This window comes from Marinobacterium weihaiense, assembly GCF_019061305.1.
GTDB classification, from domain to species: Bacteria; Pseudomonadota; Gammaproteobacteria; order Pseudomonadales; family Balneatricaceae; genus Marinobacterium; species Marinobacterium weihaiense.
Genome location: NZ_JAHQZT010000017.1, coordinates 25,145 through 44,928, shown reverse-complemented (window position 1 = coordinate 44,928; position 19,784 = coordinate 25,145). Strand labels below are relative to the sequence as shown.

Below are 19,784 nucleotides of genomic sequence, written 5' to 3'. Positions count from 1 at the left end.
AGAAAACAGCTATGATCTTTATATAGACCTTAAGGAACGAATATGAAAATACGGAAATCACCTATAATTTTCATTTCTGCTTCCATTCTATTGGATTTTTTGTTGTCCCTTAACCTACTTGCGGTACCTACCAGCTTTGATAAGGCAAAAGAGGAAGCACCTCAACATATCTATCATGATCGTATCACAATCGGAACGTTTTACTGCGGCTGCGAATGGAGTTGGATGGGCAGATCCGGCGGTCGAGTTGATCTTGAGGGCTGTGGCTACCAGATTCGTAAGCAACCAAACCGTGCTGAACGAATCGAATGGGAGCACGTTGTCCCAGCCTCAAATTTTGGACGCGCACGGCAATGCTGGCAGGATGGTGGTCGAAAGAACTGCAAAGCGACAGATCCCGTGTTTAATGCCATGGAGGCTGATCTTCATAACCTGACACCCACCATCGGTGAGGTGAACGGGGACCGGTCGAATTTCAATTTTGGCATACTGTCGACCACCCTTGGCCAGCATGGAGCCTGTCCAGTTAAAGTAGATTTCAAGCAACGAACAGTTGAGCCCCGAGCTGAAGTTAAGGGACAGATTGCTCGTACCTATTTTTATATGCACGATCGGTACGATCTGCCTATGTCTCGTCAGCAACAGCAACTGTTATTAGCGTGGGATCGCCAATACCCGGTTACGGCCTGGGAGCGTGAGCGCGATCGTCGTGTTGCTCAACGAATGGGGCACTCCAATCCATTTGTGACTGGTGAAAAATCCTGGAGGCTTGGTCATAGGAACGGAGCAGAAGGGGTGGTCAGTTGGCTGCCCACTGAAAGCTCAGGTAGAACGTTGTCTGCAGTCAATGGCGTTATCCGTGGTAACAGAAACAGCAAGGTCTACCACTTGCCAGAAGGCTGCCCAAGTTATGACCGTGTCAGTTAGCGAAACATCGTTGAGTTTCAGTCAGTAGCTGAGGCTCGTGCAGCCGGGTTTCGGAAGGCGGGTAATTGCAAATAGAAGTTAACTGTTAATCTTTTCGTCAGGGATGAGCGTGTCCCGCGGGCACAATTTGATGAGGTCGACTCCCGTTGGAAGTCCGCTTTGTGCGCAAATCAGAAGAAAGGGAGAGCTGGAAGTCTTTTCAAGCAAAGCAAAAGGGTCACAACAGCTTCCTTGCTGGTGGCCCCTTGTGATCTTACTTGAACTTCGACTTAAAGCCGCTCACAAAATCTTTGCCTCCTTGAAGAGCCTTTTGTCCTGCCATGCTTGATGCTGCCTGAGATCCGCCTGATCCATAAGTGCCTCTGGCACTTCCGCCGACACCATTCATGCCCCTCACAGCCATTGCTCCTGTTGCTGATACCAGTGCAAGCCAAATCGTTGGTAGTAAGAACAGCTGGATGAAGCTCACCAGGTAGACAGTCAGAGAAGCGTAGATTTCACCGTCAATGATGGCCTTGTTGGACATCAGCGCTATCTTGTTCTCGAAGTAATACCCCAGCCCCATAACGGCGTTCAGGAACTCCAGCGCAAAATATGACAGTGCCAACGTGACAAAGGTCGAGAATTTGTAGCAGGACCAGACCATTGCCAAGGGTGCTATGATCACAACCAACGCCTGTGCCATCGAAATCAGCATGGGAACGGCCGTTTTCATAGAATTTTTGATGACAACAAATTGGGCCCAAGTGCTGGCACCATCCCAAGCCGCAATACCACCGGCAACAAGGTTGGTTAACCCGTCCAGATAGGTTTGTGGATCTGTCCAGCTACGTTCCACTGGCTCACCACCTGATACACTGATGTTATCAACCGCTGCGTAGTTACCCGCATTCGCGTCCAGTACCGCTTTCAGGAACGTTTCCTTCTGCTCTTCATCGGTCAGAGTGCCATATAGCTCTGATCCATACTCATCCCAGTCATTCCAGGCATCTTCACCATCACTTGTATCCGTAATGGATTCAAAGACCGCATCTTTCAAGCCAGGCACATCGCCGCGCCCCTCCCAAAGCTCTTTACAGGTAACGGTTGCGCCAAAGGTAGCTTGATCGTGTTGCTCATCAAGCGAGCCCGGTGTCGGGGTGTAGGAAAACCCATACCGCTCAGCATGGTGGATGTAGGCCTGATCCGACTGAAAATATCGGTCAGGGGTATTCAGCAACACATCGGAGCCGATATAGCTGGGATCTTCCCACGCTTCCATCTGGTCACGCGTCTGACCAGCTGGCAATCCATTTTGCTGCAGGTCAGCGAGTGCTGGTCGGTAACACTGCTGATTGAACTCCTCAAGACGATCCAGTACTTGTGTATCATCGATAGAGGCCGTCGAGATTTTATAGAGCACTTCGTCATAGCTGGCCGCACACCCGATAGACTTGATCGCGGTGTAGGTAATCGAGCTCGACAGGTATTCCACCAAGCCCCAGGCTACAGGCACTCGAACAGATGATCCTGATCCACCGAGGTCAGAGAACACATCATCAGCTGATTTTCCCGTGTCATCCCCGGAGCCTGAAACATCCGCGACGTTACAAGACGTGCTGGTGACCGTATAGCGCACATCTGCGATGGATACAGCGTTATTTTGGTAGGGGATCACCACCAGCATGAGCATGATGATAAATCCCAGTATTTGCATCTCCAAGGTCGCGATAATGCGACTGGCAGACTGGTCATAGGCTTGCTGAAGAGAACTTACAATTGCGACTGCGAACGGAATGTAAGCCAGGCCCGTTCCGTTCAGCGTGTCCCAGAGCGTGCCATACATCTTCCAGCTAACAATCGACGTGTAGATATCCAGGAAAGTATTCGCAATCATGCCCCCATCCCCACTTGCTGAATGATGATGACCTCAAAAGCTGCGAAAAACAGTGCTACTTTCCACCAGGACCGAGCGAGCAAATCACTGAGGTGATCCCATTTTTCAAGCATCTCTTCAGTACGATCCTCGGGATAGACCCGGGGCCGCGACAGGAAGCGGCTGATCGGCTTCCAAGCTGCGACCACGAGCACGTACATCGCTACCCTCCACGGTAACAACGTTGATTTTAAATCAGTCATATTGAAGTCCGTGGTCCCCAAAGCCCCGAAGTGCGTAAACAGAGCCACACTCACGATCAGAACGACCAAGGTGCCAGCAAAGGCCAAGCCTGTCCGGATATCCTTGATCATTCCTGCAGCCTCAGCTCATTGTTATCACGGGTAGCGCGATCCAGCATTCGCGCACGCTGCAAGCGCTTCTCTTCACCCACCATGATGGACTGAACAGTTTTAGAGGCCACAGGGGCCACCTGAGTAGCCGCCTCTTGGATCAGGGCCATGTTTTCCCGCATTTGGATCACCGCCGCATTAACCGTTTCAGGTGCATTCGGGAACGACTGGACATTCGGCTCTTTGGCCCCTGTGCGCAGCATGCGGATGGCAAGACGGGCTTGTTCAGTGAGCCGGGCAAACGCCACTTCACGACCAATATCTTCGATCATGCGTTCTGCTCCACCAGCCGGCGCAGACTGAATTTTGCGAATAACGGCAGGCGTAATGACAACAGCAGGTGGTGCGGATACGCGGTTCAGGTTCTGCCACGTGGTTTGGGTCGTACCATTAACGAGGTTGCTTAGGCGCTCGATCAGGACCTCAGTCAGATCAGCATGCTTTACTTCCAGCGCCACACCGGGCTTTGTTTCAATCTTCCGGCAGCTGCTACAAGTGTCCAGCCGCACTTCGCCCACAGTCTCGACCACCCAATCTGCAGCAGCATCGGCGCTGGTCCAGTATTTGTAGATCATGGAGTCATCGCGTAGGCCAGCTGCAGGCGATCCATTGCTGCACAGGTCCGTTTTGTTGTGGTAGAGGTTGTAGCCTGCGACGACGACATCGTAAATCGTGTTGACCTTGGGTTGGCCGATACCGCCTCGCTTCTCGCCACAGACCCACTCACGGCCTTCATCACCAATATTGGTGCCGTCATAACTGTTCTTGGCGGCAACGGCATCACCACCGGAGCTACTGATTTTATCCGCCCAGGTTTGCTGGCGAGTGGCCACGGTGGCCTGTTCCCATGGCAGACCTGTATCTCCCATAACCATGTCCTGAATGCCTTCACAGGAGGTTTCAGCAAACTCCATATCCAGCTTGCCCTGTAGAACCCCTTGCTGAAGCAAGTCATAAAGCCCCGGGTTGGCACGCTGAATCACCAGGGCTGGCAATGAGGCGACGGCTGAGGTGGCATTGTTCACGATGTTACCCATCATGGATTTAAAGCCATCCGTCACGCCGTTGAGCTGGTTCGACACCGATACTTTGGGGTCGAAGTTGCCACACTGCATGTTGGCTTCCCACTCGGCGCCCAGGCTGAAGACATTCATTGAGTTTGTGCTGGTCGGGCTACCCGGCAGAAGGCTCCCACCAATTTCATAGTTGTTGACTGTCATCATCCGCGGGCTGGCAGTTTGAGCGATGGCCTGAGCACCAACCAGGGACGCGATCAGGGTGGCTAGGGTCAGTTTTCTCATGTGTTTTTCCTCTGGTTAGCGTTTACCACTCGATGTCGTATAAGAAGTCGCCACGGTCCTTGCAGCATTTATATCGCCGCCAAAGGTTCCAAACGTGTGCGCCGTCGTCACTTCGATAGCCCGAAAGTCCATCCGATGGCCCTGTCCCCGCACTCAGCGGAAAGGTTTTGCAGCTCGTTTCACCTTTCGGAGCCAACTGCTGCCATTTACCGGAGTGTTCGGTCAGAGGTCCCGGTGGCCAGAAGCCCTCACGGCTGTTTTGAGCAATCGTGGTGTAGACGTGGCTTTCGCCACGGCGGGAAAGAAAATGGGCACTGCGAAACGCTATCAGGCCACTTTCCTTGACCAGATCATGGTTGGTCACGTGACCGATTCGAGGGTAGTAACCGCCCCAGTTGTAGCTATTGCTGCCAAGCAGACTGCCGAAAGGGTTTAGCGATTGCGGATAAAACATCTCGGGGATGCTGAAACGCCACGCCACCGTGTCCAGGTTGGACACATAGTAGGGATACATGGGCGTCAGCTGGGGGTCACAGACATACCCTGACGACCCAATGACCTTAGACGCCAGCAGCACTGGGTTTCCAAAGGAATCCGTCAGCGTGAACGTCATGTTGGAATGGGACGCCGCTTTATTCTCGGAGCCAGCCCCACCGCCGAGCTCATCAAGCCCGGACCCCATAGTCTCTAATATGATGCCGATCAGAGAGCCATCATGGCCTGCCTGCATGGCATCGAGCATTACCCGGGTTTCCACCCAAGGTGGTTTCTCAGCATTCCGATAGGTCTGTGTGGTGATTTCAGGGTTGTAATGAGCAACCTTGGCGGAGGTTTTAACGGTGCAGCCTGTAATCGTGCAGTAGAGCCAGAAGCACACCCCCACTACTTCATAATCAGCACAATTGAAGAAGGCCGATGTGGTTTTGGTGATAACCTCTGGCGTCGTGATGGTATCGGCTTTTGAATTGGAGCCTGCCGTTAGGGTTGCAGCCGTGAAAAGTGCGACTGACAACTGCTTGAGTTTCATGTCAGTTCACCTCCCGATGAAAGATGCTGACGGCTTCATCCAACGAGTTCACACCAACCACCAGGTAGCGATCGTTTAACAGGATGGATGGCACACGCTCGATGCGGTATTGCATGGCAGCACTCAGGCCATAGCCAAAGGCTTTCAGGCTCTGCCCGGCCGCTTCAAAGGCTTCGCTGGACATATAAGCACGTAGTGCCTCTTTGGTACGGTCACGGTTACTGCCCATATCCGAGCCAAACGTCAGGCCCTGAGCCTTGAGATCCTCATTGATCTGCCCTTCGACTGTGCGTTGAAGCGCCATGTCGAACATATGCACCTGGGTGTCGGTATCGAAACGGTGGTCTTCTTTTACCGGAGCGAGATCAGAGTCGTGCCACACCATGACCGATCGGATCTCTTCAGCAGACACAACGCTAACCAGGGAAGAAAATAGCAACATCGTGAAGATCCGTTTCATGCCCGCTTCCTCCGTGACGACTTAGGTGCTTCCGGCTTTGGCCCTATGCCACGGGAGTGATCGATCATCTTTGCGACATGGTAAGCCGCTTCCACTTCAGTGATCCCATACTCCTGCATCAACTCTGCACGTTGGGCTTTCTCATAGCCCTCCGTGCCTGCAAGGGAAAGGAACAAGCTGGGCGGCACATTACGGAACAGCGCTTCCACCTTGTCCGCCAGAATCGTGCCTTCAACATATTTGTGCTGCTCTTTACGGGCTGACAGCATGAGATGGCGCTGTTCTTCGGACAATTGGCGGAACCGTGCCAGCTGATTAATTTCCTCCTGGGGTGCTACAAGGGAGATCAGCCACTCACACATGTTAAGGATTTTCTTGGAATCGTTCGGGAAGTCGTCCAGGTTTTGCGTAGCCAGCCAGTACCAGGCGTTCAACTTACGCCACATCTTCACAATCTTGACCGAGAAGGAGGACAACAGCGGATTAACGGTGATCAAGTGCGCCTCATCCGTGAACATGACGATCTGCCGGCCAGAATGCTGGTACTTCTCGGCCAGCGCGTTGGTGTTCTGCATGATCGAGGTGTAGGCTAGGGCTAAATGCGACTCGTATCCGTCACGGGCCAGCGTTGCCAGATCCACGATGGTCACATCCACGTCGGGCCAGGCGGACTTTTCATTGTTGAACAGCTCACCCTCAAAGCCATCCGTATACATCCGGATCGCTTCCCCCATCTCAAAGGCACGCTCTTGGCGCTTTTCCGGGTATGCATCGTCCTGTGCTATTTGGGAGAACCCCCAGGCCACGTCTTCGGTCAGTGTTGTACGATTCTTGCTAACAGCCCTTCGAGCTCCCTTGAGGATGGCATCACGAATCATTCGACGATCGGCACGAAGAAGACGCTTGGATTCCTCTTCTTCCCCACCTGTAATCATCAGCTTGGCAATGATTTCGGCTTCACCCAGGATGTCACGCTGGTCGTCTTCCAAATCATCATCGTCGTCATCCATGCTGGACTCAGCGAGGTAATCCATGACGGCTTTTTCACGGATACGCGCCTGCTCGTCCAGATCAAGATCGTCAAAGTGAACCTTGAGCCCTTCTGCCGTCATGACCTGAACGATTGAGCGGTTTAAATCACGTTCGGGGATGCTCTCAGCATCGATAAAGTCCTTGTCGGATTCATCATCACTGCCGATCAGCAGGTGTACGTCCTGAAACGGTGCCAGTGACACCCCGGCACCGGGCTTGATCTGCAGCTTGTTCACGCTCAGGCCATTGGCCGCAAAATAGTCCCCCAGCAACCCGAAGGAATTACCGGCTTCCACGATCACCATGCGCGGACGGTGCATGGCCATGATCTGGGACGAGAAATAGTTGAGCAGTGCCGATTTACCGGCACCGGTGGGTCCAAGAATGACCCCATGAGCATTCTTCTGACGGTCCGCCTTATGGAAGGGATCGACAAGCAGGGGCTCACCACCGCGGTTGAACATGATCGTGCCTGGGTGTTGAGTGCCCCGGTGACGACCGAACAGAGATGACAGGTTGGCAATGTGCTGGAGCCATGCCGGGCGCGATGCTCGGAAGTTACGATCCATCTTGGGCTCATACACCATTGGCAGGTTCAGGATGTAAGCATCCAATCCAACCGGGTCATCCTCCGCTTGGTAGGGCTGCAGCTGGGCACCGGTCAGCAGAGCACAGGCTTGGTTGTTATGCTTCTTGAGCTGTTTTGGTGTTTCAGCACGGATGTAGACCGCCATCGTCATGCGGTAGAGCTTATTGCGGTGTGCCAGTAGTTCTTTGGCCACCTTGCAGTCACGGCGGGCATAAACCGCCTCACTTGACTCCCCTCGTGACTTTTCGGCAATGCGGTCAATGTGGTGTTCGACTTCGCTTTGGGGTGTGACGACCAACGTGGTCACCACAATCGTGCCCGGTGGCATCTTGTCCATGAGACACGAGACTTTATCGCCGGCCATGCTGATTTCACCGGAAATCAGGCCAATCTTGGGCGACCTACGAAGCTTATTCACGCGGATGCACTGGTGGTACATACCATCGAAAATCCACGCCTGTTTATCCCTGTCGGATTTTGGCATGGAGAAAAACAATGATTCCGCAAAGTCATCGCCGAAGGGACGATCCTCTTCACCGGGGTACCCTGCCAGCTCATAAAACTCACGCCGGTTACCCCCTGTCATCGGGGGTCTAGGGTTAAACCAGGCCAGCATCCAGTCGTAGAACACTTTGCCGCCCACGCGGATCAGCTGAACACCGGTGTCTCGCAAACTGCTGGTGAACTTGTCACAAACGTTGTTTAAGTCCTCTTCGGGGCTCAAGTCTTGCGGGTGCTTCCAGTTTTTGGGCAGTCGGCGATACACCACCACCATCGTGCGCCGCATTTTGCCACCCCAACTGGTCCCCATGACTTCCTCATCGAAGAACAATCCACCTTCCTTACAAATGCCGTGCAGGTGTTGTTCGATGGTATCCAGCCAGGTTTGGGTGTACTCGGAATCGATACAATGCTGATCCGGATAGGTCCGCAACTGGTGGATGAAGTCGATCATCTGACTGTCATCAAACGTATAGTGCTGGATGATCCACGGTGAATCCGGGTCTTCATCAAATGAGTCAGCAACCGCATCCTCCACCCGGTTACGGGCTTCCTGCAGCCATTCAGGTGAACGCCCTTCTGTTGAAATGGGTACCGCTTCAAATACCGCGCCTACGGAGATCCCGTCATCCAGCAAAATCGTGTTGGATTCGGGCTGCGCCTCATACCAGGGCAGCTTGTCGATGAAGCTGCTTGGGCGTCCGTACATGCGCTTCACGTCTGCAGTTTTTAGGGGCCTCTTTTTGACCTCGGGTTCATCCGGCTCAGGGACCGAATGAACTGGGTTAAGCTTTGTTTCAGCCGCTTTCTTACCTTCAGTGATTTCGGGCTCGGATTTCCCACCACGTAGCATCTTCAAAATGCCCATCTGCTATCTCCTCTTCCCAGGCGCTCAGTGTGCAGGGGTATTGATCTCACCCGGCAGTGCATAGTGGTCGCGGGTATAGAGTTTGAATTCGGTCAGATAGCCCGGCACCGGCACACCATCGGCCGTAGACAGGTGGGGGGCGACGAACATATAAAGCGTTGGGTTGGGCAGCAGCTTGAATTTTGAGTGCAGCTGAGTGGCTTCGGTACGCACGTAGCTGCTGTAATCCACGTCGGATTCGGTCAGGCTGCGACGCAGCGCACTGCGCTCATCCATCAGCTTGCCCTCACCGGTAGAACCCATCGTGGTGTTATACACGTCCTGCATGGTCTGATCGGGCTGAGGCAACATTGAGTCTTTGGAGCTACAGCCTGCGAGTACCCCGAAGACCAGCAATGTTACGGTCAGTTTCAGTGTGTTCTGCATGGTCTGGTTCCTCTTAATCCAGTGCTCGATAGGCTGAGTTCTGCTGGTTCTGGTACTCGATGTATTCCTCATGCTGCACCTTCCGCCCGAAGCCATTGATCGGATAGTCGATGGCGATTTGCTTTTCCAGATGCACATGCACAGGTGTCCCCGGTTCGACATAGATGGCATCGAAACTCTGTGACTGGCGTTGATCCAGCCACTGAGTCACTTCATCAGCACCGCCGGATATGGCCTGATTTTCAGCCGCTTTCATGCCATCGCCCGTCAGACTTTGGCGTTCCGTGCCTTCGGCATTAACGGTTGTGGTGTATTCAGAGCTGGCCACGGCATCGGCATAGGCACTGACGGCTCCCATGCCAATGCGCGTTGCCAGGTAGCTTGGTGCGTTGGTAATGCGTTTGCCTGTTACACAGGGAATGCCATATTGGTCGGAGAACCAACCGATCATGGTCCGGCTATTGCCGTTTGAACCCTTGTCTTGCGGGGGGTAGGTCGAAATTGAGCCGTCCTTGAAGGTAAAGGTCATGCTGTGGATCTCGCCGCTAACACACGAAAGGGTCCAATCCCCCTTTGCAATACCGCTCATCGTGATGCCCTGAACATCAGGAATGTGGATACCGTTGGAGGACAGGTTTTCGGGCCCTACAATGATTTTGAACGGATAGGGGTCAGGAATCTGACCATCAACCGGAATGCGTCCCAGCAAGGCTGTCATGCTGGTTGAACCCATGAGGGTCGCGTTGGCCGGCATGGTGTAGGCCTTAACCGACTGGGGCTTTTTTTTCGGATCGTCCTTCTGGCCGGTACGGATTTCCTCGCCACGTGGCATAAAACTTAAATCCGGGGCCTCAAAGTCCGGCATGGTGATCGTGCCACGTTTGGGATCCACGTGCGCATCCAGCGGGTTTTTCCAGATCAGCTGAGGCTCGCCGGTAGCACTGTCATACCCCAGTCCATCAGGTATATTCGCGGCACCGATGTCATACCCTGCTGCATTGGTGGCACTGCCCTGCTCCTGGGGACTGCGTTCCAGATCGGCAAGGCGCTGCTCCAGCTTACCCAGCAGTGTTTCCGAACGTTTACGCTGGTGTTCGACTTGTTGAGCCTGCTCGTCCACCTGGCCCTTCGCATCCTGGATTTCACGTTCCACACGCTGCGAGATGTTCTCTTCCATGTTCAGCAAACGGCTGGTTTGCTGACGCAGGGTTTCGTTCTCACCCGCAATGCGCGCGTTCTCCGAACGCAGCGACTTGATTTGCTGAGTCAGGGTGCGCATGGTTTCCTCCGGTGAGTCAAAATCCACGCCGTACTCTTTCTCAAGCTCCTCGTTGCTCATCGGGTTATCAGCCAACCCGTTATGTGCCGCTGGCGGTGCCTGCTCTATCGGTTGTAGCTCACCCCCACTGCCACTTTTCACTTTGGCAAAAATGATCATGATGCCTACGCCAACAAGCACAACGGCCATGATTTTGACCAGGAGATTGCTCTTCATAACACTCATTGGGTGTTACCTCCCTTCGCGTCTTCGGCTTGCACCCCATAGAAGGTCCAGGGCACCAGGGTTTCGGCAAGCGGGCGGTCATTCACCAGGTACAAAATGGTGCGGTCCCCCGCAGTTCCGCGGCGGCTCAGTTGATGATGCTGGTAGGTGGCATGGCTGAACGGCAGGTTGATATCCAGGTAGTTCAGGGTGACCGACTCATTGGTGGTATTACGTACCAGCAAGGCCACCACGTAGAGGTCATTCGCACGGTAGGCGAGTACTGGCTTTACACGGGTTTGCGCTCGGTTAATCCCTTTGAACGCTCGTACTTCCTTGTTCAGCACTGCATTCAAGTTTGCTTCCGATATGCCGGGGATATCGTTATGCAACCGCGTAGGGGCATACAACTTTTGAGCGGCATAACGGGTCAAGGTGATCGGTGTAATCGGAGGCCCCTTCTTGGCCACCTGCTCCTCTTTGGCCTTCACCTCTTGCTCGATCGAGTTTTCGTTTTCCAAGTAGATACGCATGTCTTCCAGAGGCTGCGCATTAGCAGGCGCATCGGTGGCAACCAGATCCAACAACACGACTTTGCCATCCGTAATGCGCTTGATGACGACGCGCTCTCGCTCAAAAGGCTTGCCAGGACGAACAAGGACAGCCCCTTGGGCGGACTGGACCCGGAATAGCTGCTCGACTTCCTGCTTGCGGGTTACGCCAACTTTGACGTGATCACCAAACTGGATTTTGCGTTCTTCACCTGCATGCAGCTGCACGATCACCGGCTTGTTGTTGTAGTGAACGATTTCAGTAGCGGTCGCAGCGAGGCTCAGGCAGGAGGCTGCGATAAAGGCGAGTAGTTTGAATCTCATGACAGATTTTCCTCCTGATGAGCAGCCAACCGCTCTTTAGCCTGCTGCTCCAGGCGCACCGGCTCCTCATAGAACCCATCCAACGCAAGCCCCCAAGGGTTACACTCGGCGTCGGTATCCCAACGCACTATCCGGATCGGATACCGCACGAATATGTCCTTCACGGTCTCACCGCGATACGTTTCCTTGATGGACACGTCGTAATAAGCCACCCAGGACTCACCCGACTCGACCCACACACGCTTGGGTTCATAGGGGCGGTCAAACATTTCCTGTAAGGCACGGGTACGTGCCAGCTCAGCACGACGGCCCTTTTGGTCCAGGTCACGCTTCAGCTCGGCCTGAAACCGAGGGGTGATATAGCAGGCCAAACGGGCAATGTTGACGGGGTAATCTTTCTCACCGGCCACCGGCCAATTGTTGAGCTGCTGCCAGATGTACAAGCCAAATCCGTAGACGTTGTACGGGTGACGCTCTTCAATCCCACGGCTTGAACCGGTCCGCAGATCAGGAGGGATATCGACCTTGATGCGTTTGGGGGCCTGAGACCAGCCGTACATGGCATAGGCAATCACACCCACCAGTACAACAATGACAAATCGGAGCGACCAGAGGTGTGCGTCTCGGGCATCGAGCGCCCGCTTTACCCTACTCATGAATATGAGTCCTCTTCTTCAGTAGCGACCTTGATCCGTTCAACAGGCGAGGAACGACGGATATCCCAGCTTGACGACTCATCGATGAAGCCAAAGCGGGCAAGCCCCTTGCGCTGGAGCTGTCGTTTGAAAAACACGATGTGCAGACCGTCTGGCTGCTTCCGCTTAATCCGAGTGAGCTGCTTGCCGGCCAAGATGAGTGTTCCGATCGTGAGGCCTGATCCAATTGCGACACCGAAAATGGAAAACCCAAATGGCATCAGGATCAGCACAGATACCGGTATCCAAAACATCAGGGAGGTGATGACAATGAACACCACTTCACTATCGGTCATGCCGCGAAACACCACAGGGTCTGCAATCAAGCGGTCAGGTATGTAGTTAATCTCGCCATTTTTCATGCCTTCCAGATCCGCCATGAAAAAACTCTCTTTGAATGTCTGAAATAATTGGATCAAGGTGGGGGTGTATCGAATCGACATGGGTGCCCGGGTGAAGTGGCCCCCATGTCATCAGGCGATGTAGGCCTAGGGCGTACCACCGTCAAAAATAATGCTGGCGGCTTCAGTCAGCAGATACACCACGAATACCAAGAGGAGCACACCAAAGGCACCGTGGGAGCCCAGGTCGCCCCAAGTGCGTTTACCGGTACCGATTTCCTTGTAAACGCCGATGCAGTTGTTGGCGACGACCAGGAACGCAATGGTGCCAACGATCAGGCCAACGACGATGCCAATATCAAAGGCGTAACCTTTCAGAAGCTCGATGTAGTTACCGTCAGACGGTGCATTGGTGGGATCAGCGGTTGTGGGGAGTGCCGCTTCAGCACGCGCTGCCAACAGAAACGGCGCAGCCGCGATGAAGGCATTGGTCTTGGACCAGAGTTGTTTCATTGAGTCATTCTCCTAATTGACTAAAAGGTAAAGCACCACCGACAAAGCAAAGACGGCGCGGAACCACAGAAAAATCATCTGGGAGCTTTTGATCTGTTCGTTGCCATAGTCCTGATAGGCTTGAAGGCAGACCCACGCGACCCAAATGAACATCAACGTGGCGCCGATGGACTGAGCCGCGAAGAGCACGCTATCCGCTGTCAGGAAACCATTGGCCCCAGTATTGAAGTCAGTTTCCCAACTCATTTATTTTTCTCCGTGTACTCACCGCCCAGGGCATCGACACGGGATGGCATGACAGGATTAATGGGCTGGGACAGGTGCGTATTAATGCCCGAACGAATAACTTCCAAATCGCGCATCAAAACGTCGTAATCGAATTTCACCCGGGCATCGTTTTCAGACAGCTTTTGGGCGTCACTGACCAGCCGTTCAAGCGCGGTCAGTTCTGATGCAATCTGCGCGAGCGCTGCCCGTTCGCTCCATACATCGGCATATACAGGCACAATGGCTACGCCCACTAAAGCCAGTACAGTCGCCCCGTATCTGAAAGATGGTTTCATGCTCGGCTCCTTGGTTTTTGCGAACTTTAACCAAGATTTAGGCGAAAAAAGGCCTGAATTAGGTCATCGGTAATGTCCTAATTCATGGCTAAAAGTCCGGCTTTTAGATAAGCAATTTGGCTTACAGGTACTTTTTGAATTTGCTCGCTGTGATGAAAATTGCAAAAGCAAACATGGCGGCAAATGGGGTAATTAAATAGTTGGGATGCACGCTAACCGGCATCGCTAAATAGATGATCCAGGCGGTGATGATCAGGGGTGCGGAAAAGCCCTTTGCTATATGGTAAACAAAGGACGATTCATACCCACCCGTGAAGCGGCGCAAATCCCTTTTCATCAGACCATCAGCAAAGCCAACCAGACCAAATAAAAAGAAGACCGGCAGTGACAGCGTGAGTATCGTCACGCGCACCATGAACGTCATCAGCGTATACGCCATGGCAATCAGATAATCGTAAATGGCGGCCTGAATATCCTTGAAGAACACCACCATGTCATGATCCCCCGGCTTCACCACATGGGATGCGTGAATCCAATCCATAACCCCTGATCGAAAGAAGGCTACATCAATGGCCTCCTGCACATACTCGTTCGCTTTTGCAGAAGCGTATGTGTCCGAGGCACCACTTTTGGCAGCGCTGTTCAGATAAGTCAGTTCCTGCTGGAACATTTCCTGGGCATGGCTGTAACCGGTGTAATCGTCCGCGAACCACCACGCCATCCCAACCCATTCCATGATGATCGACATGAAAGCTGAAAATAACAGCACCCCGAAGATCCGCCCCATCAGGCCAAAGAGCTTCGGTATCAACCCTCGGCGCTCAGAAGGATGGTGCCCAGTATTCGATTGTGCGCTCCCAGATGCACTACTCATGCATTCACCCACCATTGCTCGCCAGTTGAATAGGTTCGCTGCATCTGGTCTGTCATCTGCCGCAGCGTTTCCGGAATGGAGACGTGATCATCTTCAGGCAGCGGGATGCGGATCTTGTACAACTCGCCCCCGTTCACCAGCATGAAGGCCTGCCCTTTTGGCAATGACATCAGCGCACTGGGGTCCAGCATGGGCGCTGCATTGACCGAGATACGGTCCTGAGTTGAACTGGTGAAATCGGATTCAGAATCCACGTTGGAAGAGTCAGTAGCACCGGATACCTGCATGACTGTTGTGGTTTCTACCTCGGGAAGCTGATCAGTCATCAGCTCGGCGGTGTAACGGTCTCGAACACGAAGCATAATCAGGTTGTTAAAGTTGCCTTCAATCACCTGAGCCTTGGCCTTGTCACCATAAGCTGCTTCCAAGTCGGCACGTGCCTGGGTGTAACCTGTAAGGATGACACCTGAGCCAGCGGCCTTGTTGACCATCGGCAGGAACTCGGGACCAATCAGCTCATTCAGCTCATCCGCGTGAAGATAGATTTTTGGTAGTTTGCCTTCTTCGGCATCGACCATGCCCGCTTCGTACCCGTGCTTGTAGATGGTGCCTGCTGTGCTCACCAGATCAGAAAACATGCTGTTGCCAACAACACTGGCAATCTCCAGGTCCTGCAGGGCATCCAGGCCGATATAAATCACGCCTTTTTTCCGGATGATCTGGGTCCAATCAAATATTGCACGGTCATCATCAGCATCGGCATAGTCCGGTGCCAACAGCTTGCCTATTTTGCCCGTGGTGACCTTTTCCAGCAGTGGAATAAGTGAGGCCACCAGTTTGCTGTAGAACTCCTTGTCGTACCGCAACGCCCCCAGCAGACCTTGCATAACACCATCGTTGAACTCCATACCTTCAACATATCGGCGAAGTGCTTCCGTGCGAGGTGACTGGTACTTGGCAATGCGAGGATTCTTCTTGTACTGGATCGCGGCTTCTTCTTCGAACAAGTTCACATCCGCTTGCCAGGAAAGATCCGCATTGCGCGGTAACCAATATTCAGCGAATCGCCTGAAAAGAGGCTCGATATCCGTCACATAATGCAGGATGTTGTTGTAATCAGGCTTGTCACCGATCGCGACCAATGCCCGCGCAACAACGTTGATGAACCGCCAGCTAAATTCCTTAAACGCCGCAGAGTTCCCCTCGCCCGCCAGCTGGTTCGATACCCGTGTGGCTATTTCCGTGATACGGGAAAAGTTGGCAATCGCATTATAACGCGCCGACATCTCCGGGAATCCGAGGTGAAAACAGTAAAACTCATCTTCCCGACCGGCTTGCTTGGCCGCTGTGTACATTCGGGTCAACAATGCCGCATCGGACTTTGGGTCAAACAGAATGACAGGGCCATCGTTTCGATGGATATCCTGTAGCAGCAAGATCTCGGCCAAACGCGATTTACCCTGCCGCGTGGTGCCCAGTACCAAGGTGTTGCCAGGCCGGTCAGAGCCGGCAATGAATACATCTTTCTCGTCCTCGATGCCAACCGCATGCAGCACACGGTTACCACCAATCGGTGGCAAGGGCCGAACGGGGTTCAGCGGTGAGTTCCATCGCGTCCATTTTGTCAACCAGTGATCGCCGTGCTTACGCTCGAAGTCACGTGCCCATACGTACAGACCTCTGTCTTCGATATAGTGACGCACAGCCGGATTCATGGTGTCTTTCAGTCGCTGCGTATGACGCTGCCCCCATCTGAATCCACGGCCGAAAAACAGCGAGTCCTGGTACTTGGGCACTTGTTCAGCCGATAGCCCGTAGTACGGCAATCGCCGCAGGCGCATGCGATAGAGCATCACCCCAAAGGCTTGTTTAAACCGTATCAGCGCAAGCACGAACAGCAGGCCTGCAGAGAGATAGGCAACCGATTCCGTCATCATGAACCAACTGGGCATCGTGAAAATGATGCTGGATGCACCCAACGCCACCAGGCCAGACCAGACCTCAACCGCAGGCCTTAGTTTGGCTTCGATCAAGCTCATCGCACCACCCCCGAGCGATCAATGAAGACCGGGTAATGCTTCAGGTTAATGGCCTTGGCCAATTGGTCACCCGACATGGGTGTAAGCGCAAGGCGCCTGTCGGTGAGTTCGAGCAGCCGCTCCATCTGCTGCGCTGTATCAACGTTCACGACCAGACCAACCGCACGTTTTTCCTCAAGCACATCCACGTTGGATTGGAGCCAGTTCGCGCTTACCCGGTCATAGCCAACAATAAACATGGGTTGGGTCAGCAGGTGCGCTGGTATATTGCGCGCTTCATCGGTCCCGACAGGCCCCACTCTCAGGTTTCGGCTGATCACCGGATAAAGGGCGTCTGACAGCAGTCCCCGACTTAGCGCGTTTGCGCTTGCTCTTTCTACGGACTGACCTAATTGAGGCTTTTGTTCATCGCCTTCGTTAATGACATCAGCCAAGGGTATGCCCCCCCGATCCGCAATCACCACAGGGGGCTGTTGCGCATACACGGACGCTGCCAGCATCACACCAGCAAGCGTTGCTATAGGTCGAACCATATCTTGAATACTCTCTTTGCGTAGGCATCGGCGATTACCCGATCAGACTTGCGTCTGGCGGGCCTGTGGTAGCACCCAACCGCCAGTTCCCAGGTGTTACATTCGGAACGGGCATACTGCTCTCGGAGGTGTTTTGCCGCGGCCGTGAGGTTGGTGTAGGGATCAAATGCTGACCAGAGGTTGTAATCGAACCGTTCGCCATGCCAATACCAGTTCACCTGCGCAATACCGACATCGAAGTTCTTGGTCCCCTGTTCCACCAAGGTGGATGCAAAGCTGTAGGCTTCCTCACGTGTCGCAAAAAAGTGCGGATGTCCCTGTAGGTTGATCGTCCATGGCCATGCCTTTGAGCCTTGCTGTGTAGGTGACCGGGATTCGGCCAGCACGATGGCATAAAAGATCTGTGCGGGGACGCCTTGCTCAGCCGCTACCCGTTCCACCATGGGCGGTACAGACGCACACACGGTAGCTGTCTCCAGCAGGCACGACAGGCCAACAACCAGCTTCCATAGTTGCTTCCTGAATTCCATAAAGGATTACCAGCGCTTGAAGGTCCGCTTCACGTCACCCGATTTGCGGTTCAATACGCGCACTTCAGGCAATTCTGAACGCACAATGTCGTAGCGCGAGAACTCACCACGATCGAAGTTCAAGGTGACTTTCCGTGACTTCACGACCTCCGGATCGATACTCAAGGCTTGCGCCCAAGCACCAATTTCCTCGGCTGATGTGCCGGCCGGGAAATATACATTCAGACGGGTTCTGTCACCTTCACCGGTGGAGGCCAACACCTCCCCAAACAGTTGGCCGCAGTCATCTAGGCAATCAGGCTCTACAAACAGCATCACGTCATGGGTACGACGACTTTGCTCAGCATTCCATTCTTGAACCCATTTTTCATTGTTGACCACCGGACGCCCACCCAGGACCTGCTGGCTGGCGGCCATACGCTCCACTTCAAAGGCCAACTCCAGCTCCGCACGCTTCGCTTCCATTTTCATCCAAATTTCGGCGTAGCGACGGCGTTCAGCTGGGTCCGTTTCCATCACACCAAGGGCTGTGATCGGGTCCAGACCAGGCGACCATATACCGCGTGGGCCAGCCATAATGCGCTTGTACTTAACCCAGTCTTTTTCAGTCAGCATCCACTGCTTTGCCTGTGACTTTTCGTCTTCACTCAGGCGATCCAGAGCCTCTACAACACGACTATCCGAGAATGTTGACGGCGCGGCTGTTGAGTCGGCGGCTTCAACGTGACTGCTATCCGCAACTACAGCTGGCGACGATAGGGTTACGCTAATGGCTAACCAGAGAAGCGCTCTGCGCATGGTTATTTCTCCTGTTCTTGGATAGTGGTGCTGGACTTGTCGGGGGCAGATCGTGCAGAAAGGTCACTGGTGTAATAACCGGTGTCGTGATCAAGGAAATAATGGTTGGGCTTGTAAACGGGCCCCTCTTCCACTATCGGTTTAGGAGTTCCAATAGCGACCGACTCGGGGGCAATGCTGCTTTCCTTGGAGGACTCGTTGATAATCAAAGCGCCGAACAACACGATGATCAGGTACTCCATACGTTACCCCTTGATTCTGACATTGATGATCTTGCCACCCCGAACGAACGTGGCGGTCTCGGCCTTGGCGTTTGCACCTTCATATCGCCAGCCTTTCACAACACCACCCTTTGCAACGGACACAAATTCATCAGTGACGGGATCATGTAGCACCACACTGGAGTCATAGCCCCACTGATCGATTGACACGACCGTATTACCTTCTAACGTGTCGAACACCCTTGGTTGTGGCTTAGGCGCTCGAACGACTCGTTTGGGTGCCGACGAGGAATCACGAAGGGCTGCTGATTGCTGCAGAGACTGTGTGATGGACTCAAGGTCTGAGATCCGCTGCAGCAGTAACTGCATAGTTTCTTCAGAGTCCACTTTGGAATTCGAAAGCGATGATTTGAACTGATCCATATCGCGCTTAATCGCTGCCAGCTCATCAGACAGCTGGTCAGTATCGAGCTGCCGAATCCGAATGGTGTTTTGGCCAGCCGTTTCACGAAGCTGGCTGATCGAGACTTCCGATTCAGATTGGCGGTTACCCAATGCAGCAATGTTGTCATCGACATCAGTGAGCGCAACATTGGTATCAGCACGCAATTGACCCGTTTGATTAAGGGAATACACCACACCAGCAGCGGTACCCATCGATAGCATCAAAGCGACTGACGCGAGTACCCCAGCAACAGGAAACCCGCTACGTGGTTGTGCGGTGGATGCCTGAGGCAAAGAATCTCGATCAGGCTGATTCATGTCCTCAGCTTCCAGCGTGGCATCAAGTGCGTCATCCATTGGCTCGACCAGGACAGGGTCTGCCATGCTTGAGCTTTGTTCCCCTTTTCCCCGATCGGTCTCTTCCACATTGGCGGCCTGTTCAAAAGGATCTACGTCTGTGTTCTGGGTACTCATGC

Annotated in this window: 22 protein-coding genes; 1 reads left to right on the top strand and 21 read right to left on the bottom strand. The window is 53.5% G+C overall.

The genetic code is table 11. The annotated features are described in order from the left end of the window. Window positions 1-42: 42 nt before the first annotated feature. Window positions 43-927 (top strand): endonuclease, encoded by an 885-nt coding sequence (locus KTN04_RS12605; RefSeq protein WP_217335587.1) that lies wholly within the window; start codon window positions 43-45, stop codon window positions 925-927. Between the two features lie 253 nt (window positions 928-1,180). On the opposite strand, the gene KTN04_RS12600 is transcribed toward KTN04_RS12605, so the two are convergent. The 21 genes from KTN04_RS12600 to KTN04_RS12500 form a co-directional block, all read right to left on the bottom strand. After that, entirely contained in the window at window positions 1,181-2,803 is a 1,623-nt protein-coding gene (locus tag KTN04_RS12600; protein ID WP_217335586.1) for a conjugal transfer protein TraG N-terminal domain-containing protein, read from the bottom strand. Further along, window positions 2,800-3,156, bottom strand: a complete 357-nt coding sequence (locus tag KTN04_RS12595; protein WP_217335585.1) for a hypothetical protein — start codon at window positions 3,154-3,156, stop codon at window positions 2,800-2,802. The genes KTN04_RS12600 and KTN04_RS12595 overlap by 4 nt, the downstream gene beginning before the upstream one ends. Further along, complete coding sequence (locus tag KTN04_RS12590) at window positions 3,153-4,496, bottom strand: integrating conjugative element protein (protein WP_217335584.1); 1,344 nt, start codon at window positions 4,494-4,496, stop codon at window positions 3,153-3,155. The genes KTN04_RS12595 and KTN04_RS12590 overlap by 4 nt, the downstream gene beginning before the upstream one ends. A gap of 22 nt (window positions 4,497-4,518) precedes the next feature. Beyond that, a complete protein-coding gene (locus tag KTN04_RS12585; protein ID WP_217335583.1) occupies window positions 4,519-5,523 on the bottom strand; it encodes a TIGR03756 family integrating conjugative element protein in 1,005 nt (334 codons plus the stop codon). Between the two features lies 1 nt (window position 5,524). Continuing rightward, window positions 5,525-5,965 (bottom strand): DUF1525 domain-containing protein, encoded by a 441-nt coding sequence (locus KTN04_RS12580; protein ID WP_217335582.1) that lies wholly within the window; start codon window positions 5,963-5,965, stop codon window positions 5,525-5,527. Between the two features lie 14 nt (window positions 5,966-5,979). Next, entirely contained in the window at window positions 5,980-8,973 is a 2,994-nt protein-coding gene (locus tag KTN04_RS12575; RefSeq protein ID WP_217335581.1) for a conjugative transfer ATPase, read from the bottom strand. A gap of 24 nt (window positions 8,974-8,997) precedes the next feature. Then, window positions 8,998-9,399 (bottom strand): TIGR03751 family conjugal transfer lipoprotein, encoded by a 402-nt coding sequence (locus KTN04_RS12570; protein WP_217335580.1) that lies wholly within the window; start codon window positions 9,397-9,399, stop codon window positions 8,998-9,000. Window positions 9,400-9,412: 13 nt separating this feature from the next. Then, complete coding sequence (locus tag KTN04_RS12565; RefSeq protein WP_217335579.1) at window positions 9,413-10,903, bottom strand: TIGR03752 family integrating conjugative element protein; 1,491 nt, start codon at window positions 10,901-10,903, stop codon at window positions 9,413-9,415. Continuing rightward, entirely contained in the window at window positions 10,900-11,757 is an 858-nt protein-coding gene (locus tag KTN04_RS12560; protein WP_217335578.1) for a TIGR03749 family integrating conjugative element protein, read from the bottom strand. Before KTN04_RS12560 ends, KTN04_RS12565 begins: the two co-directional genes overlap by 4 nt. Then, window positions 11,754-12,413, bottom strand: a complete 660-nt coding sequence (locus tag KTN04_RS12555; RefSeq protein ID WP_217335577.1) for a PFL_4703 family integrating conjugative element protein — start codon at window positions 12,411-12,413, stop codon at window positions 11,754-11,756. Before KTN04_RS12555 ends, KTN04_RS12560 begins: the two co-directional genes overlap by 4 nt. Beyond that, the gene (locus KTN04_RS12550; protein WP_217335576.1) at window positions 12,410-12,832 is read right to left on the bottom strand and encodes a TIGR03750 family conjugal transfer protein; all 423 of its coding nucleotides are present in this window, start codon (window positions 12,830-12,832) and stop codon (window positions 12,410-12,412) included. Before KTN04_RS12550 ends, KTN04_RS12555 begins: the two co-directional genes overlap by 4 nt. A 108-nt stretch (window positions 12,833-12,940) precedes the next feature. Beyond that, window positions 12,941-13,306: a TIGR03745 family integrating conjugative element membrane protein gene (locus KTN04_RS12545; protein WP_217335575.1), complete on the bottom strand. Its 366-nt coding sequence runs from the start codon at window positions 13,304-13,306 to the stop codon at window positions 12,941-12,943. Window positions 13,307-13,318: 12 nt separating this feature from the next. Then, on the bottom strand, window positions 13,319-13,552 hold the full coding sequence (locus KTN04_RS12540; protein WP_217335574.1) for a DUF3262 family protein: 234 nt from the start codon (window positions 13,550-13,552) through the stop codon (window positions 13,319-13,321). After that, window positions 13,549-13,869 carry an integrative conjugative element protein, RAQPRD family gene (locus KTN04_RS12535; protein WP_217335573.1) on the bottom strand — a complete coding sequence of 107 codons (321 nt, stop codon included), beginning with the start codon at window positions 13,867-13,869 and terminating at the stop codon, window positions 13,549-13,551. The genes KTN04_RS12540 and KTN04_RS12535 overlap by 4 nt, the downstream gene beginning before the upstream one ends. Before the next feature lie 121 nt (window positions 13,870-13,990). After that, on the bottom strand, window positions 13,991-14,743 hold the full coding sequence (locus tag KTN04_RS12530; protein ID WP_217335572.1) for a TIGR03747 family integrating conjugative element membrane protein: 753 nt from the start codon (window positions 14,741-14,743) through the stop codon (window positions 13,991-13,993). Next, complete coding sequence (gene traD, locus KTN04_RS12525; RefSeq protein ID WP_217335571.1) at window positions 14,740-16,782, bottom strand: type IV conjugative transfer system coupling protein TraD; 2,043 nt, start codon at window positions 16,780-16,782, stop codon at window positions 14,740-14,742. Before traD ends, KTN04_RS12530 begins: the two co-directional genes overlap by 4 nt. Further along, the gene (locus KTN04_RS12520; protein WP_256449090.1) at window positions 16,779-17,282 is read right to left on the bottom strand and encodes a PFL_4695 family integrating conjugative element protein; all 504 of its coding nucleotides are present in this window, start codon (window positions 17,280-17,282) and stop codon (window positions 16,779-16,781) included. Before KTN04_RS12520 ends, traD begins: the two co-directional genes overlap by 4 nt. Window positions 17,283-17,299: 17 nt before the next feature. Then, window positions 17,300-17,845, bottom strand: coding sequence for a transglycosylase SLT domain-containing protein (locus KTN04_RS12515; RefSeq protein ID WP_217335569.1), 546 nt, complete (start codon window positions 17,843-17,845; stop codon window positions 17,300-17,302). Window positions 17,846-17,851: 6 nt separating this feature from the next. After that, window positions 17,852-18,643: a TIGR03759 family integrating conjugative element protein gene (locus tag KTN04_RS12510; RefSeq protein WP_217335568.1), complete on the bottom strand. Its 792-nt coding sequence runs from the start codon at window positions 18,641-18,643 to the stop codon at window positions 17,852-17,854. A 2-nt stretch (window positions 18,644-18,645) separates the two neighbouring features. Beyond that, window positions 18,646-18,885, bottom strand: a complete 240-nt coding sequence (locus tag KTN04_RS12505; RefSeq protein WP_217335567.1) for a hypothetical protein — start codon at window positions 18,883-18,885, stop codon at window positions 18,646-18,648. Between the two features lie 3 nt (window positions 18,886-18,888). Next, window positions 18,889-19,782 (bottom strand): hypothetical protein, encoded by an 894-nt coding sequence (locus KTN04_RS12500; protein WP_217335566.1) that lies wholly within the window; start codon window positions 19,780-19,782, stop codon window positions 18,889-18,891. Window positions 19,783-19,784: the final 2 nt, after the last annotated feature.

Coding starts and splice junctions, on each gene's coding strand:
- KTN04_RS12605 (WP_217335587.1), top strand. CDS start 43: ATGAAAATACGGAAATCACCTATAATTTTCATTTCTGCTTCCATTCTA.
- KTN04_RS12600 (WP_217335586.1), bottom strand. CDS start 2,803: ATGATTGCGAATACTTTCCTGGATATCTACACGTCGATTGTTAGCTGG.
- KTN04_RS12595 (WP_217335585.1), bottom strand. CDS start 3,156: ATGATCAAGGATATCCGGACAGGCTTGGCCTTTGCTGGCACCTTGGTC.
- KTN04_RS12590 (WP_217335584.1), bottom strand. CDS start 4,496: ATGAGAAAACTGACCCTAGCCACCCTGATCGCGTCCCTGGTTGGTGCT.
- KTN04_RS12585 (WP_217335583.1), bottom strand. CDS start 5,523: ATGAAACTCAAGCAGTTGTCAGTCGCACTTTTCACGGCTGCAACCCTA.
- KTN04_RS12580 (WP_217335582.1), bottom strand. CDS start 5,965: ATGTTGCTATTTTCTTCCCTGGTTAGCGTTGTGTCTGCTGAAGAGATC.
- KTN04_RS12575 (WP_217335581.1), bottom strand. CDS start 8,973: ATGGGCATTTTGAAGATGCTACGTGGTGGGAAATCCGAGCCCGAAATC.
- KTN04_RS12570 (WP_217335580.1), bottom strand. CDS start 9,399: ATGCAGAACACACTGAAACTGACCGTAACATTGCTGGTCTTCGGGGTA.
- KTN04_RS12565 (WP_217335579.1), bottom strand. CDS start 10,903: ATGAGTGTTATGAAGAGCAATCTCCTGGTCAAAATCATGGCCGTTGTG.
- KTN04_RS12560 (WP_217335578.1), bottom strand. CDS start 11,757: ATGAGATTCAAACTACTCGCCTTTATCGCAGCCTCCTGCCTGAGCCTC.
- KTN04_RS12555 (WP_217335577.1), bottom strand. CDS start 12,413: ATGAGTAGGGTAAAGCGGGCGCTCGATGCCCGAGACGCACACCTCTGG.
- KTN04_RS12550 (WP_217335576.1), bottom strand. CDS start 12,832: ATGGCGGATCTGGAAGGCATGAAAAATGGCGAGATTAACTACATACCT.
- KTN04_RS12545 (WP_217335575.1), bottom strand. CDS start 13,306: ATGAAACAACTCTGGTCCAAGACCAATGCCTTCATCGCGGCTGCGCCG.
- KTN04_RS12540 (WP_217335574.1), bottom strand. CDS start 13,552: ATGAGTTGGGAAACTGACTTCAATACTGGGGCCAATGGTTTCCTGACA.
- KTN04_RS12535 (WP_217335573.1), bottom strand. CDS start 13,869: ATGAAACCATCTTTCAGATACGGGGCGACTGTACTGGCTTTAGTGGGC.
- KTN04_RS12530 (WP_217335572.1), bottom strand. CDS start 14,743: ATGAGTAGTGCATCTGGGAGCGCACAATCGAATACTGGGCACCATCCT.
- traD (WP_217335571.1), bottom strand. CDS start 16,782: ATGAGCTTGATCGAAGCCAAACTAAGGCCTGCGGTTGAGGTCTGGTCT.
- KTN04_RS12520 (WP_256449090.1), bottom strand. CDS start 17,282: ATGCTGGCAGCGTCCGTGTATGCGCAACAGCCCCCTGTGGTGATTGCG.
- KTN04_RS12515 (WP_217335569.1), bottom strand. CDS start 17,845: ATGGAATTCAGGAAGCAACTATGGAAGCTGGTTGTTGGCCTGTCGTGC.
- KTN04_RS12510 (WP_217335568.1), bottom strand. CDS start 18,643: ATGCGCAGAGCGCTTCTCTGGTTAGCCATTAGCGTAACCCTATCGTCG.
- KTN04_RS12505 (WP_217335567.1), bottom strand. CDS start 18,885: ATGGAGTACCTGATCATCGTGTTGTTCGGCGCTTTGATTATCAACGAG.
- KTN04_RS12500 (WP_217335566.1), bottom strand. CDS start 19,782: ATGAGTACCCAGAACACAGACGTAGATCCTTTTGAACAGGCCGCCAAT.